The organism is Cellulomonas telluris (assembly GCF_004886325.1).
GTDB classification, from domain to species: Bacteria; Actinomycetota; Actinomycetes; order Actinomycetales; family Cellulomonadaceae; genus Cellulomonas; species Cellulomonas telluris.
The window spans coordinates 954,426-969,498 of record NZ_QXFN01000001.1 but is presented as its reverse complement, the minus strand read 5'-3'; the positions used below and the strand labels follow the sequence as shown (position 1 = coordinate 969,498).

General features: G+C 75.3%; 12 protein-coding genes. 3 read left to right on the top strand and 9 right to left on the bottom strand.

Annotation, left to right across the window (positions count from 1 at the left end):
• Positions 1–23 precede the first annotated feature (23 nt).
• The 3 genes from FB586_RS04570 to FB586_RS04560 all read right to left on the bottom strand — a co-directional run bounded on the left by FB586_RS04570 (position 24) and on the right by FB586_RS04560 (position 2,321).
• Entirely contained in the window at positions 24–818 is a 795-nt protein-coding gene (locus FB586_RS04570; RefSeq protein ID WP_136518083.1) for a DUF3137 domain-containing protein, read from the bottom strand.
• A 44-nt stretch (positions 819–862) separates the two neighbouring features.
• Positions 863–1,438: an orotate phosphoribosyltransferase gene (gene pyrE, locus FB586_RS04565; protein WP_136518082.1), complete on the bottom strand. Its 576-nt coding sequence runs from the start codon at positions 1,436–1,438 to the stop codon at positions 863–865.
• A gap of 76 nt (positions 1,439–1,514) precedes the next feature.
• Entirely contained in the window at positions 1,515–2,321 is an 807-nt protein-coding gene (locus tag FB586_RS04560) for an SDR family NAD(P)-dependent oxidoreductase (RefSeq protein ID WP_136518081.1), read from the bottom strand.
• A 108-nt stretch (positions 2,322–2,429) separates the two neighbouring features.
• On the opposite strand from FB586_RS04560, the gene recQ reads away from it, so the two are divergent.
• Positions 2,430–4,541, top strand: coding sequence for a DNA helicase RecQ (gene recQ, locus FB586_RS04555; RefSeq protein ID WP_136518080.1), 2,112 nt, complete (start codon positions 2,430–2,432; stop codon positions 4,539–4,541).
• Between the two features lie 305 nt (positions 4,542–4,846).
• Here the strand turns inward: recQ and FB586_RS04550 are convergent, their stop codons facing one another.
• Entirely contained in the window at positions 4,847–5,857 is a 1,011-nt protein-coding gene (locus FB586_RS04550; RefSeq protein ID WP_246036436.1) for a LacI family DNA-binding transcriptional regulator, read from the bottom strand.
• A 121-nt stretch (positions 5,858–5,978) separates the two neighbouring features.
• On the opposite strand from FB586_RS04550, the gene manD reads away from it, so the two are divergent.
• Together manD and FB586_RS04540 are read left to right on the top strand one after the other, a co-directional pair.
• Positions 5,979–7,211, top strand: coding sequence for a D-mannonate dehydratase ManD (gene manD, locus FB586_RS04545; protein WP_136518078.1), 1,233 nt, complete (start codon positions 5,979–5,981; stop codon positions 7,209–7,211).
• Entirely contained in the window at positions 7,208–9,286 is a 2,079-nt protein-coding gene (locus FB586_RS04540) for an alpha-glucuronidase (protein ID WP_136518077.1), read from the top strand. The genes manD and FB586_RS04540 overlap by 4 nt, the downstream gene beginning before the upstream one ends.
• A 74-nt stretch (positions 9,287–9,360) precedes the next feature.
• Here the strand turns inward: FB586_RS04540 and FB586_RS04535 are convergent, their stop codons facing one another.
• From FB586_RS04535 to FB586_RS04515, 5 genes are all read right to left on the bottom strand, one after another.
• A complete protein-coding gene (locus tag FB586_RS04535; RefSeq protein WP_136518076.1) occupies positions 9,361–10,401 on the bottom strand; it encodes an aldo/keto reductase in 1,041 nt (346 codons plus the stop codon).
• A gap of 73 nt (positions 10,402–10,474) precedes the next feature.
• Positions 10,475–11,521 carry a hemolysin family protein gene (locus FB586_RS04530; protein ID WP_136518075.1) on the bottom strand — a complete coding sequence of 349 codons (1,047 nt, stop codon included), beginning with the start codon at positions 11,519–11,521 and terminating at the stop codon, positions 10,475–10,477.
• Positions 11,518–12,924 (bottom strand): hemolysin family protein, encoded by a 1,407-nt coding sequence (locus FB586_RS04525; protein WP_136518308.1) that lies wholly within the window; start codon positions 12,922–12,924, stop codon positions 11,518–11,520. Before FB586_RS04525 ends, FB586_RS04530 begins: the two co-directional genes overlap by 4 nt.
• A 184-nt stretch (positions 12,925–13,108) precedes the next feature.
• On the bottom strand, positions 13,109–14,401 hold the full coding sequence (locus tag FB586_RS04520) for an MFS transporter (protein ID WP_136518074.1): 1,293 nt from the start codon (positions 14,399–14,401) through the stop codon (positions 13,109–13,111).
• Positions 14,398–15,051 carry a cysteine hydrolase family protein gene (locus FB586_RS04515; RefSeq protein WP_222928272.1) on the bottom strand — a complete coding sequence of 218 codons (654 nt, stop codon included), beginning with the start codon at positions 15,049–15,051 and terminating at the stop codon, positions 14,398–14,400. The genes FB586_RS04520 and FB586_RS04515 overlap by 4 nt, the downstream gene beginning before the upstream one ends.
• Between the last annotated feature and the right edge of the window lie 22 nt (positions 15,052–15,073).

Genomic DNA, 15,073 nt, shown 5'->3' with positions numbered 1-15,073 from the left:
GATCGTAGCGACGCCGGGGCAGGTCAGGACGCGGCGACGCCCGGGTGGGTGACGGGGTCGTACCCGTGGTCCTGCCAGACGTGCCGCGGCACGGCACGGACGACGGCCTCGAGCACCCCCAGCCGGGGGGCGATGCGGGCCGTGTCGGTCGAGCCGGTCTCCCACGAGAGGATCCACGTGCCCTCGATGCGCCACGCCGTGTCGCGCGCGTCCGCCTGCAGGAGCCGCTCCATCAGGCGGGGGTGCAGGATCGCGTGGGCGACGCGCTCGTCGCCCGCGGCCACCCGGTACGCCTCGTTGAACGCCTGGGACTCGAGCTGCATGTCCTGCGCACCGACGAGCTTGGCGAGCCGCGCGCCGACGCCCTCGGGGGTGAGCTCGAGCGTCGGCAGGTAGGCCGGCAGCGCGAGTCCGACCACGTGCGCCTGGGAGGTGCGCTCCTCCTTGCCGCTGCCGGTCGACCACTGGTAGGTGAACGACACCGCGGGCAGGCCCTGCCACCGCCCGGTCAGCACCTCGCGGACCTGCCGGCTGTGCCCGCGCCCGAACGGCCGGCCCTGGTGGACGCGCCCCAGCCCGTACCCCGGGTCGCTGCGCGGGTACTCCCACCCGACCGACGCCGCCCAGGCGGCGAGGGCCTCGTGCCGCTTCTTCTGCCACCACCACCCGGCGGCCGCGACGAGCGGACCGACGACGAGCACGAGCAGCAGCGGCCCGGCCCCGCCGTCGAAGCCGTCGAACGAGGTCTGCGAGAGGACCACGCCGACCACGACGAGCGGCAGCAGGACCATCGCGCCGACGACCGCGACGCGGCGCACGGACGAAGGCCGTCGCGGACCGTCGGGACCGCCGGCGGCGCCGGTCATGCCAGGCCGAGGTCCGCGAGCCCGAACAGCGAGTGGTAGGGCACGCCGAGCGCCTCGATCCGCTCGCGGGCACCGGTGGCGCGGTCGACGATCGTCGCGACGCCGAGCACCTCGCCGCCCGCCTCACGGACCGCCTCGACGGCCGTGATCGGCGAGCCGCCGGTGGTGGAGGTGTCCTCGACGACGACGACGCGGCGCCCCGCGACGTCCGGCCCCTCGATGCGCCGCTGCATGCCGTGCGCCTTCGCCTCCTTGCGCACGACGAAGGCGTCGAGGTCCTGCCCGCGCGAGGCCGCGGCGTGCAGCAGCGCGGTCGCGACGGGGTCGGCGCCGAGCGTGAGCCCGCCGACCGCGTCGACCTCGGCGGTACCCAGGCCCGCCTCCTCGAGCATGTCGAGCACCAGGTGCCCGATGAGCGGTGCGGCCCGGTGGTGCAGCGTCGCGCGGCGCAGGTCGACGTAGTAGTCGGCCTCGCGGCCGGACGACAGCGTCACCCTCCCGCGCACGACGGCCAGCTCGACGATCAGGTCCCGCAGCTGCTCGCGCGGGGTGGGCGACAGGTCGGAGGTCACGGCGGCAGCCTAGCGACGGCGCACCGGCGGCCGGCGGGGCGACCGGGTGCCGGTCGCCTCGCCGCGCGGCGCGCGCTCAGTCCTGCCGGGCGGCCTCCGTCGCGGACGGCTCGTCGGGGAGCTCGAGCCCCTTGCGGTAGCGGCCGAACGCGCGCACCGCGGGTCGCGGCAGGGTCCGCAGCAGCGCCGACGCGGCCTTGTACCGCAGGCTCGGGGTGGAGATGACGACGCCCCGGCGGACGTCCGCGAGCGCGGCGGCGACGACGTCCTCGGGGTCGAGCCACGCCACCTCCGGGTACGCGCTCGTGTCGATCTCGCCGCGGGCGTGGAACTCCGTGTGGGTGTAGCCGGGGCACACGACCGTGGCGGTCACGCCGGTGCCGCGCAGCTCGACGGCGAGGCCCTCCGTGAACGTCCGGACCCACGCCTTGTGCGCGGAGTACGTGCCCGAGGCGAGCAGGGCGGCCACGGACGCCACGTTGAGGACGGCACCGCGGCCGCGCCGCACCATGGCGCCCGCGGCGGCGTGCGAGAGGACCATGACGGCCCGGACCATGACGTCCAGGCCCTCCTCCTCGCGGTGGACGTCACCGCCGACGAACCGCTGGTGGATGCCGAACCCGGCGTTGTTGACCAGCAGCCCGACGGGGCGCTCGTCGGACCGGAGGCGCTCGGCGACCCGCTCGACGTCGGCGCGGTCGGTGAGGTCCGCGACGAGCACCTCGGCCCGGACGCCTGCGGCCGCCTCCAGCTGTGCGGCGAGCCGGGTGAGCCGCACCTCGTCGCGGGCGACGAGGACGACGTCGTGCTTGGCCGTGGCGAGCTGCCACGCGAACTCCAGGCCGAGGCCGGCGCTCGCCCCGGTGACCAGTGCGGTTCCCATGGCCGCCAGCCTAGGGAACGTCCGCCCCCGCGCGCGGCCGCACCACACCTCCTCCACAGCACCGGTCGGGGCGGTCCGCACGCCGGCGCGGGCTCGTAGGGTGGGCGGGTGCTGCCGGACCCCGCCTCCCCCGAGACCCGGCGACGTCGGTCGCCCGACGTGCCGGCGGCCGCCGCGCCGCCCGTCGACGAGCCGCCCGCGTGGACCGACGGCGGCGAGGAGCCGCCGTGGTGGGACGTCGAGCCCCCGGCGGACGGGTGGGAGCCGCCGGCCGACCCGTGGGGCCCGCCCTCGGGAGCACCCGCCGCACCTCCCGCCGCACCTCCCGCGGCACGCGAGCGCCGCGCGCCCGCCCGCCCGGCCGAGCCCGGCCGCCCCGCCCCGTCGCACGGCACCCCGCTCGAGGTGCTGCAGCGGGTGTGGGGCTACGACGCGTTCCGCGGCGACCAGGCGGCGGTCGTCGACACGGTGGTCGCCGGCGGTGACGCCGTCGTCCTCATGCCCACCGGCGGCGGCAAGTCGCTGTGCTACCAGGTGCCCGCGCTCGTGCGGGAGGGCACAGGGGTGGTCGTCTCCCCGCTGATCGCCCTCATGCAGGACCAGGTCGACGCGCTCTCGGCGCTCGGCGTGCGGGCCGGGTTCCTCAACTCGACGCAGGAGCGGGACCAGCGCCGCGCGGTCGAGGACGCATTCCTCGCGGGCGAGCTGGACCTGCTCTACCTGGCGCCCGAGCGGCTGCGCGTACCCGAGACGCTGGCGCTGCTCGAGCGTGGGCACGTCGCGCTGTTCGCGATCGACGAGGCGCACTGCGTGTCCCAGTGGGGGCACGACTTCCGCCCCGACTACCTGCAGCTGTCGGTCCTGCACGAGCGCTGGCCGGACGTCCCGCGGATCGCGCTGACCGCGACGGCGACGCCCGCCACGCACCGCGAGATCTGCCAGCGCCTGCAGCTCGAGGACGCCCGGCAGTTCGTCGCGAGCTTCGACCGCCCGAACATCCGCTACCGGATCGTGGCGAAGGACGACCCGCGCCGCCAGCTGCTGCACCTGCTGCGCACGGAGCACGACGGCGACTCGGGGATCGTCTACTGCCTCTCGCGGGCGTCGGTCGAGCAGACCGCGGAGTGGCTGGTCCGCAACGGCGTCGACGCGCTGCCGTACCACGCAGGGCTGGACCGCCGCGTGCGGGCGGAGAACCAGTCGCGGTTCCTGCGCGAGGACGGCCTGGTCATGGTCGCGACGATCGCGTTCGGCATGGGCATCGACAAGCCGGACGTGCGGTTCGTCGCGCACCTCGACCTGCCCAAGTCGGTCGAGGGCTACTACCAGGAGACCGGCCGCGCGGGCCGCGACGGGCTGCCGTCGACGGCGTGGCTCGCGTACGGGCTCGCCGACGTGGTGCAGCAGCGCAAGATGATCGACGGGTCCGAGGGTGACGCCGAGCACCGGCGGCGGCTGACGCAGCACCTCGACGCGATGCTCGCGCTGTGCGAGACCGTCGACTGCCGGCGCGTGCAGCTGCTCGCGTACTTCGGGCAGCCGTCGGACGGGCCGTGCGGCAACTGCGACACGTGCCTCGAGCCGCCGGAGTCGTGGGACGGCACGGTGCCCGCGCAGAAGCTGCTCTCGACGGTGGTGCGCCTGGACCAGCGCGGGCAGCGCTACGGCGTCGGGCACGTCGTCGACATCCTGCGCGGCAAGGAGACGCCGCGCGTGCGCCAGCTCGGGCACGAGGCGCTGTCGACCTTCGGCATCGGGCAGGACCTGTCCGACGGCGAGTGGCGCGGGGTCGTGCGGCAGCTGCTCGCGGCCGAGCTGCTGGCCGTGGACACGCAGGGGTACGGGACGCTGCGGATCACGCCCGCCTCGGCCGGCGTGCTGCGCGGCGAGCGGCAGGTGCGGCTGCGCCGCGAGCCCGAGCGGACGGGCCGGGCGACCCGCGAGCGCCGCAGCGGCGGACGCCCGGCGGCCGCGGCGGACCTCACCGGCGGCGACGCGACGGCGTTCGAGGCGCTGCGGGCGTGGCGTGCGGGCGCGGCGAAGGAGCAGGGCGTGCCGGCGTACGTGGTCTTCCACGACGCGACGCTCCGCGAGATCGCCACGCGGCGGCCGTCGTCGCGGGCGGAGCTCGGCACGATCGCCGGCGTCGGCGCCGCGAAGCTCGACCGGTACGCGGACGGGGTGCTGGAGGCGCTCGCCGCGCTGGACGGCGGCGCCTGAGAGGTCCGTCGGGCGCGCCGGGCCGCCCTGGCCGGTCGGTGCCAGGGCGTGCCCCGTCGGTGCCCGGGCGGGGAGCGGTGAGGAGCGGTCGGCGTGTCGCTCCCGGCGCGTGGCGCGTCACCGGGTCTCCTCCCGCGGGCGTACGCACGACGTGCGCACAGCGCCGGGAGGACACCTTCCTCTGCGGGTCCGGCCACCCGCCGGCCGCCCGCCGACGTCGCCACGGCGGCGGACGAGGGCGGGACGTGCCGTGCCGTCGACGTCGGGGCTGGCAGGCGCCGGTCTGTCAGGCGGGCGGCGGTCTGTCAGGCGGGCGCGGGTCCTGTCGAGCTGCGGATCACCAGGTGCGTGGGCAGCACGGCCGGCTCGGTGCCGTAGCCCGCGAGCGGGGCGGTGCCCTCGAGCCGCGAGATGAGCAGGTCCGCCGCGAGGCGGCCGGCGCGCTCCATCGGCGACGCCACGGTCGTCAGCGCCGGGCGCACGAGGTCCGCACCGAAGACGTCGTCGCAGCCGACCACGCTCATGCGGCCCGGCACGTCGACGCCGCGGGCGTCGAGCCGCTCCAGCACCCCGAACGCGAGCAGGTCGTTGAACGCGACGACCGCGGTGACGTCGGCCTGGACGGCGGCGTCGGCGGCGGCCGGACCGGCCGTGCGGACGGGCGCGTACGGGCCGATGACCGTGACCTCGAGCCCCAGGCGCGCGGCCGCGGGGTGCAGCGCCGCCTGCCGGCGGCTGTCGGACCAGGACGTGCGCGGTCCGGACGCGTAGGCGATGCGCCGGTGGCCGAGGGACGCCAGGTGCTCGAGCGCCTGGACGAGCCCGCCGGGGGTGTCGATGAGGACGCTCGGCGCGGCGAACGACGGGCTGGTCCGGTTGACCGCGACGAGCGGCAGGTCGGCCGCGAGCTCCGACAGGCGCTGGTCGGCGAGGCGGGACGCGGCGAGCACCGCGCCGTCGACCGTGCCGCGCAGGCCGACGAGCGCGCGGGCCTCGGCCTCGGCGGACTCCTCGGTGTCGACGAGGACCTGCACGTACCCGCCCTCGCGCAGGCGTGCGCCGGTGCCCCGGACGAGCCCGAAGTAGAACGGGTTCGTCACGTCGGGCACCACGAGGGCGACCGTGGTGGTGCGCCCGGAGGAGAGTGCGCGCGCCGAGGCGCTCGGCGTGTAGCCGAGGGCGTCGGCCGCCGCGCGGACCCGCTCCGTGGTGTGCGCGCTGATCCGCCCGGGGCGGGTGAGCGCGCGCGACGCGGTCGACACGGCGACGCCGGCCTTCTCGGCCACGTCGCGCAGCGTGGGCTGCCTGCCGTTCACGACGCCCTCCTTCCGTGGCACATCGCCTGGCAAAGCATGGCACACGATTGCCATCCTGCGGCAGCCCTGCATACGCTCGCCGCAGCCCGCCGACGACGTGCGGGCGGAGGGAGTGACACCGATGTCCACCGCGATCCGCACCGCCGAGGTGCTGGTCTCCAGCCCCGGACGCAACTTCGTGACCCTGCGGGTGGTCACCGAGGACGGCGTCGTCGGGCTCGGCGACGCCACGCTCAACGGCCGTGAGCTGTCCGTCGCCAGCTACCTGACGGACCACGTGGTCCCCCTGCTCATCGGCAGGGACGCGCACCGGATCGAGGACACGTGGCAGTTCCTCTACCGCAGCGCGTACTGGCGCCGCGGACCCGTCACGATGGCCGCGATCGCGGCCGTGGACATGGCGCTGTGGGACATCAAGGCCCGCATCGCCGGCATGCCCCTCTACCAGCTGCTCGGCGGTGCCAGCCGCAGCGGGCTCATGGCGTACGGGCACGCGTCGGGCCGCGACCTGCCCGAGCTGTTCGACTCCATCCGCCGCCACCTCGACGAGGGGTTCCGGTCGATCCGCGTCCAGACGTCGGTGCCCGGCATCAACGCCGTCTACGGCGTCGCCGCCCAGCCGTCCACGTCCGGCCGCTACGACTACGAGCCCGCGCAGCGCGCACCCCTGCCGGCCGAGGAGGACTGGGACACCCGCGCGTACATGCGCCACCTGCCCGGCGTCTTCGAGGCCGTGCGCCACGAGTTCGGCCCCGACCTGCCGCTGCTGCACGACGGCCACCACCGCATGACGCCCATCCAGGCGGCCCGCCTCGGCAAGGACCTCGAGCCGTACGACCTGTTCTGGCTCGAGGACTGCACGCCGGCCGAGAACCAGGAGGCGCTGCGCCTGGTCCGGCAGCACACGGTGACGCCGCTCGCGATCGGCGAGGTCTTCAACACCGTGTGGGACTACCAGACGATCATCCGCGAGCAGCTCATCGACTACGTCCGCTCGTCGGTCACGCACGCGGGCGGCATCACGTCGCTGCGCCGCATCGTCGACTTCGCCGCCCAGTACCAGATCAAGTCGGGCTTCCACGGGCCGACCGACATCTCCCCCGTCGGCATGGCCGCCGCGCTGCACCTGGGCCTGGCGATCCACAACTTCGGCATCCAGGAGTACATGCAGCACTCGGCGACGACGTACGAGGTGTTCCGCACCTCGTTCACGTTCACCGACGGCTACCTGCACCCCGGCGAGGAGCCCGGCCTGGGCGTCGAGCACGACGACGAGGCGGCGACGCGTTTCCCGTACGAGACGGCGTACCTGCCGTTCAACCGGCTCAAGGACGGGACGGTGCACGACTGGTGAGCACGTCGACCCCGCAGGACTCCTGGCAGAACCCCTGGCACGACGCGTGGCTGCCGGACGCCGCGTTCCGCCCGCTCGGGTCGCGCCGCGTGCTCGTGGCGCTCGGCCCCGACGCCGGCCCGGTCGCGGACACCGTCGTCGCCGAGGTGCGCCGCGCGACGCGCCTGTTCGGCGGGTCGTTCACGGTGAGCACCCCGCAGGAGCCGGCCGACGGCGAGCACGACCTGACGCTCGAGATCGGCGACGCCCCGCAGGTCGGCCCGGACGGCTTCGTGCTCGGCCGGCGGGACGGGCGCGCGTACGTCCGGGCCGCCACGGCGGCCGGGCTGCTGCACGGCCTGCACGCGCTCGTCCGCCGGGGCGAGGACGCGTGGGGCGCGGACGACGACGAGGTCGTGGACGTCCCCACGTCGTCGCTGCGCATGCTGGACCACTGGGACAACGTCGACGTGCACCCGGTCATGGGGCAGGTCGAGCGCGGGTACGCCGGCGGGTCGCTGTGGTTCGAGGCCGGGCGCGTGCGCGAGGACCTCACCCGCGTCGCCGCGTACGCACGGCTGCTCGGCTCGGTGGGGATCAACGCCGTCTCCCTGAACAACGTCAACGTGCACCGCACGGAGGCCCGGCTGCTCACCGACGGGCTGCCGGACGTCGCCCGGCTGGCGGACGTGTTCCGCCCGCACGGCGCCCGCACGTACCTGTCGGTGTCGTTCGCCGCGCCGATGACGCTCGGCGGGCTGCCCACGTCCGACCCGCTCGACGCCGACGTGCAGCGCTGGTGGGCCGAGGCGGCCGACCGCGTGTGGGCGGCGGTCCCGGACTTCGGCGGGTTCGTCGTCAAGGCGGACTCGGAGGGGCAGCCGGGGCCGTTCGCGTACGGGCGCGACCACGCCGACGGCGCGAACCTGCTGGCCCGGGCCGTCGCGCCGCACGGCGGCACGGTCTTCTGGCGCGCGTTCGTCTACAACCACACGCAGGACTGGCGGGACCGGTCGACCGACCGCGCCCGGGCGGCGTACGACCACTTCCAGCCGCTCGACGGGCGGTTCGACGACAACGTGGTCGTGCAGGTCAAGCACGGCCCGCTCGACTTCCAGACCCGCGAGGCGGTCTCACCCGTGATCGGCGCGATGCCCCGCACGCGGGTGGCCGTCGAGCTGCAGGTCACGCAGGAGTACACGGGGCACCAGAAGCACGTGTGCTACCTCGGCCCGTGGTGGAGCGAGATCCTGCGCTTCCCGCTCACGCAGAACGCGACGCGCACGGTCGGGCAGATCGTGACCGGTCTCCCCGGCCCCGCCGACGCGGACGACCCCGACGGCCCCGAGGCCGCTCCCCGACGCGCCGGCGGCGTCGTCGCGGTCTCCAACGTCGGCGACGACGCGTTCTGGACCGGGCACCCGCTCGCACAGGCCAACCTGTACGCCTTCGCGCGTCTGGCGTGGGACCCGGAGTCGGACCCCGTCGCGCTGCTCGACGAGTGGATCGGCCTCACGTTCCCCGGCGCGGACCCCCACGTGGCGGCCACGCTGCACCGCCTCATGGACGGGTCGTGGCGCACGTACGAGGCCTACACGGCCCCGCTCGGCGTCGGCTTCATGGTGACGCCGGGGTCGCACTACGGCCCGTCCGTCGACGGGTACGAGTACAGCCCGTGGGGCACGTACCACTTCGCCGACCGCGACGGCATCGGTGTGGACCGCACGCGGGCCACCGGTACCGGGTACACCGGGCAGTACGAGGCGCCGTGGCGGGACGTCTACGAGGACGTCGCGACCTGCCCCGACGAGCTGCTGCTGTTCTTCCACCACGTGCCGTGGGAGCACCGGCTGCAGTCGGGGACGACGGTGGTGCAGCACGTGTACGACTCGCGGGCCGACGCCGTCGACGAGGTCGAGCGCATGGTCGCCGCGTGGGCGGACCTCGCCGGGCTCGTCGACGACGCGCTGCACGCGCGGGTCACCGAGCGGCTCGCCGAGCAGCTGCGGTCCGCCACCGAGTGGCGCGACCAGGTCCGCACCTACGTGTTCCGCAAGTCCGGCGTGCCGGACGCCTCCGGGCGGCGGATCTACTGACGTCCGCGCGGCGGGGAGGAGGGACCCCGCCGCGCGGCCGACGGGCGACCCGACCGGTCGCGGCGCCGCCGGCGTCAGCGCCCGGTGCCGTCGACCGCGTGCTCCTCGATCGCCGCGACCTCGTCCGCCGTCAGCGGGCCGGCCTCGAGCGCGCGCACGTTGTCCTCGAGCTGGCGCACCGAGCTGGCGCCGATGAGGGCCGACGTCACGCGGTCGTCACGCAGCACCCACGACAGCGCGAGCTGCGCGAGCGTCTGCCCCCGCCCGGCCGCGATCTCGTTCAGGGCCCGCGCACGCGTCAGGTACGTCTCGGAGATGGCCTGCGACGACAGGAACGGACTGGCACCCGCGGCGCGCGACCCCGCGGGTGCCTCGCCACCCAGGTAGCGGTCGGTGAGCAGGCCCTGCGCGAGCGGGGAGAACACGATCATGCCGACGCCGAGCTCGCCGACCGCGTCGAGCAGCGACTCCGTCTCGCCCTCGCCCACGTTCTCCACGTGCCGGTTGAACATCGAGTAGCTGGGCTGGTGGATGAGCAGGCGGGTGCCCATCTCGCCGAGGATCCGGTGCGCCTCGCGCGTCTGCGACGGCGAGTAGCTGGAGACGCCGACGTACAGCGCCTTCCCGCTCGTCACGGCGTGGTGCAGCGCGCCCATCGTCTCCTCGAGGGGCGTCGTCGGGTCGGGGCGGTGGTGGTAGAAGACGTCGACGTACTCCAGGCCCATCCGCTGCAGCGAGGCGTCGAGGGACGACAGCAGGTACTTGCGCGAGCCGCCGTCCTGGTACGGGCCCGACCACATGTCGTAGCCGGCCTTCGTGGAGATCACGAGCTCGTCGCGGTACGGCCGCAGGTCGCGGGCCAGGTGCCGTCCGAAGTTCTCCTCCGCGGCGCCCGGCTGCGGACCGTAGTTGTTCGCCAGGTCGAGGTGCGTGACGCCGAGGTCGAACGCGCGTCGCAGCACGGCCCGCTGGACCTCGAACGGCGTCTGGTCGCCGAAGTTGTGCCACAGGCCGAGCGACAGCGCGGGCAGGTCGAGGCCGGAGCGGCCGGTGCGGCGGTAGGTCATGGCGTCGTACCGGGAGTCGTCGGCACGGTACGGCTGCAGGCTCGGCATCTGTGGCGTCCTCACGCGGGTCGGGGCGCCACCCCGGAGGAGGGTGGCGCCCCGACAGGCTACCGAGCGGGCGTCAGCGGGCCGGGTCGGCGGCCGTCCCGGAGGCCGCCGCACCCGTGAGCGCCGGGAACAGCCGCGCGAGGACGTCCGCCAGCGTCACGACGCCGACCACCCGCCCGGCGTCGTCGTGGACGACCGCGAGGTGCTGGCGCGTCTCGCGCATCTCGGCCAGCGCCGCGGCGACCGGGGCGTCCGCCGCGAGCTGCAGCACGGGCCGGACCAGGGCGGACACCGGGGTGCCGTCGGGGTGCGCGAGCGTGTCGCGCACGTGCACGACGCCGTCGAGGTGGTCACCGGTGCCGACCAGCACCCGCAGGTGGCCCGAGGACCGGCTGACGTCGCGGACGTCGTCCGTCGTCGCGTCCGCCGGCACCGCGGTGGGCGTCCCGTCCGGCGTGACCAGGTCCCGCACGGTGAGCGTCTGCAGCTCCAGCGCGCCGGTGATCTGCCGCGAGTACGCCTCGTCGAGGGCGCCGACGTTCGCCGAGTGCTCGACGAGGTGCCGCAGGTCGTCGGGGTTCTGGCCCGTGGCGAGCTGGTCGGTCGGCTCGACGCCGACCTTGCGCAGGCACCAGTTCGCGGCGTCGTTGAGCGCACGCAGCACCGGTCGCGTCAGCCACATGAACGCCCGCATGGGCGTCGCGAGCAGGATCGCCGACGTCTCCGGGTGCGCGATCGCCCAGGACTTCGGTGCCATCTCGCCGACCACCAGGTGCAGGAACGTCACGACCACCAGCGCGAGCACGAACCCGGCCGCGTCCGCCAGCCAGGCGGCCGCGCCCCAGTCCTCGAACAGCGGCGTCAGCCAGTGGTGCACCGCCGGCTTCGTCACCGCCCCGAGGGCGAGGGTGCAGGCCGTGATCCCGAGCTGGGACCCCGCCAGCAGGACCGTGAGCTCGGTGGAGCTGCGCAGGGCCGCGCGCGCGGACCGGCTGCGCGGGGCCGCCTCCTCGAGGCGGTACCGCTTGGCGGCGAGCGCCGCGAACTCGATCGCGACGAAGAACGCGCTCAGCGCGATCAGTCCGACGGTCACCAGCGTGACGACCAGGGGGTCGCTCATCGCTCCTCCTCCTGTCCGCGGGCGATCGCCGCCGCGCGCTCGTCGTCCGTGGGCGGGGGCTCGGCGGGCACGGTGACGCGCACGAGCGCGGGCACGTGCCGCTCGACCGCGAGCACCTCCACCCGCATCCACACGGGATCGGGCGTGCCGGCCAGCGCGAGGTCGCCGGGGTCCCCGGGGAGCAGCACGACGACGCTCGCGCCGAGCTCGGGCAGCGATCCGTGCGCCGCGATGACGAGGCCGCCGATCGTCTCGTGGTCGCCCCGGGGCAGGTCACGGCCGACGGCCCGCTCGACCTCGTCCACGTGCACGTCGCCGGCCATCGTCCACGAGCCGTCGTCCGCCACGACGGGGGCCGTCGCGTCCGTCGGGTCGTGCTCGTCGGTGATCTCCCCGACCAGCTCCTCGGCGAGGTCCTCGAACGTCAGCACGCCGGCCAGGCCGCCGTACTCGTCGAGCACGCACACGAGCTGGTTGCGGCTGCCCGCGAGCCGGCGCAGGGCGTCGGGCAGGCGCATCGACGTCGGGACGAGCTCCGCCGGCCGCATCAGCCGCTCGACCGGGGTGTCCGCCGTCCCGTCCGCGGCGAGCACGTCCTGCAGGTGCACGACGCCGCGCACGTCGTCGTCGCGGCCCAGCACCGGGTAGCGCGAGTGGCCCTCGCTCATGAGGGCCCGCACCTGCCCGACGGTGTCGCCGACGCGCACGACGTCCACCCGCGAGCGCGGGATCATGGCGTGCTCCACGTCCTGCTCGGGGAAGTCGAGGATGCGGTCGAGCAGGACCGACAGCTCGCGCGGCAGGTCACCGGTCTGCGCGGACTCGGCCACGATGTGCTCGAGGTCGCGCGCGGTGGCCGAGTGCTCGACGTCGTGCACCGGCTCGATGCGCAGCAGGCGCAGCAGGGCGTTCGACGCCGAGTCGAAGACCCGGACCAGCCAGCCGAACACGCGCAGGTACAGCGTCGTGGACGTCGCGAGCGCGACGGCCACCGGCTCAGGACGCGCGATGGCCAGGTTCTTGGGGAACAGCTCGCCGAACAGCATCTGCACGAGCGTCGACAGCAGCAGCGCGAGCACGGTCCCGACCACGACCCCGACGCCCGTCGGCACGCCGACGCCGCCCAGGGCCTCGCCCAGGGACTCGCCGATCAGCGGCTCCGCCACGTACCCGACGAGCAGACCCGTCACCGTGATGCCGAGCTGGGCGCCCGAGAGCATGAACGACGTGCGGCGCGTCACCGCGAGCGCCCGCCGCGCACCGGCGTCACCGTCGGCGGCCCGCGCGTTCAGGCGCGACCGGTCCACGGCCATGTACGCGAACTCCTGCGCCACGAAGTACCCGGTCGCGGCCGTGATCGCGAGCACGACCAGCAGCCCGAGCAGGAGCGACAGCACCCACATCACCTCTCACCCCCCGTTCCGGTCTCGTGCCGGTCCAGGGGGTACCTACTGTCGCTGTCCATCTCTCTCCAGGTCGGGGGACGTCCTGCCGCTCAACGGTCGCACCCGGCGGCGAGTTCCCGGCGGACCGCGCCGCCCGCCCGCCGGTGGGGGCCGACGGGCGGGCGGGCGGTCCCGGGGCGCGCTACCGGGGCGCGGCGAGCGGCTCCGGGACGCCGGCGGACACGGCGTCCGGCGCGGCCGCAGGCCCCGGGTCGTCCGCACGCCCCGCCCGGCGCGCCCGCTGCAGCGCGACCGTGCTGCCCACCGTGACGACGCCGAGCACGCCGCCGACCACGAGGAACGCTCCCGTGAGCGGCAGGACCGCGCTGAGCAGGCCGAACACGGCCGGGTTGACGAACTGCGCGCCGCGGTTCGCGGACGAGCGCAGGCCGGAGGCGAGCCCCCGCCGGTCGGCGGGCGTGTGGTCCGCCATGAGCACGAGCGTGAGCGGCTGGGCGAACCCGAGCGCGAAGCCGTTCACGGCCGCGAGCGACGCCAGCAGCCACGGCTCGGGCGGCACCACCGCGACCGCGACGACCGACGCGGACGACACCGCGAGCACGAGCCCGACCATGACGGGCTCGGGCAGGCGGGCCATGGCCACGGGGAACAGCGGCCGGGACAGGAAGCCGAACGCCGCAGCCACCGAGAGCAGCACGCCGACCTGCCACTGCGGCACGCCGGCCTCGCCGAGCAGCAGCGGGTGGTAGGCCGTCCGCACGTCGAGGACCACGAGCGCCGTGAAGCTGACGACGAGCGTGACGAGCACGGCGGGCGTGCGCATGAGCGTCGCGCCGTCCCGGTAGGAGCGGAGCACCCCGGGTCCCCCCGGGGCCCGCGGCGTCGCCGGCACGCGCACGCCCGCCGCGACCGCGACGACCACGAGCGAGAGCACGCAGAACGCCGCGAAGGCCACGTCCGGGCCGAGCGTGTCCGCCAGACCCGTGCCGAGCGCCGGCCCGACGGCCTGGCCCGCCGCGAGGAACAGCGAGAACGTCGCGAGGCGCGCGTTGCGTGCCCGTGGCGGCTCGTCCTCCCCCCGCGGCAGGGTCGCGACCGTCTGCAGCGACACCCACACCGCGAGCGTGCCGACGCCCGTCACCGCCTGGCTCACGACCACACCCGGCAGGCCGAGCGGGAGCAGCAGCAGCGCCCCGCCGGCCGCCATCGTGACGCCCCCGCCGACCAGCAGCGCGCGCACGCCCCACCGGTCGGTCAGCGCCCCGATCGGCAGCGCCAGGAGCGTCGGCAGGACCGCGAACGACGCGAGCGCGAGGCTCGCCTGCGCGGCGGTGCCGCCGTCGTCGAGCACGTACGGCCCGACCAGCGGGCGCAGCATCGTGTGCGCGGTCCAGTAGACGACCCCGAGCAGGGCGACGAGCGCGGTGGCCGACCGGCCGGTGCGGGCGGGCCGCACCGGCCGGTCGCGCCTCACGCGACCTGTGCGAGCGCCGACCACGTCGCGCTGATCTCCTCGCTCGTGGCGACGACGCCGAAGTACCGCGCGACGTTCTCGCACGTGGCCTCGTGCGCCTCGGCCTCGTAGCTGGCGGCGCAGTCCTCGACGAGCGTGACGCGGTACTCGGCGAACAGCCCGTCGCGCAGGGTCGACTCGACGCACACGTTCGTCGAGACGCCCGTCAGCAGCAGCGAGTCGACGCCGGCGGTGCGGAGCACCACGTCGAGGTTCGTGCCCGCGAACGCCGAGTACCGGTGCTTGATGACGACCGGCTCCCCCGGCTGCGGCGCGACGCGGTAGAACTCGGCGCCCCAGCTGCCCGTGCGGCAGGTCGACACGGGGTCGGGCGCACCGGCCTCGGCGTCGCCGCGCCGGGCCAGCCACGCCGGGGAGTCGGTGCTCTCGTCGTGCGTCGTCTGGATGAAGACGACCATCACGCCGGCCGCGCGGGCGTCGGCGAGGAAGCGCTCGAGCCGCGGGACCATCGCGACCGCGGCCGCGGTGTCGCTGCCGCGCTGCCCGCAGGCGCCGGCGGGGTCGCAGAAGTCGTTCTGGACGTCGACCACGACGACGGCGGCGCGGCCGGGGGCGAAGCGGCTGGGGGCGAAGGGGGTGGGAGTGCTCACGGGGGTGTCCTCTCGGGTGGCG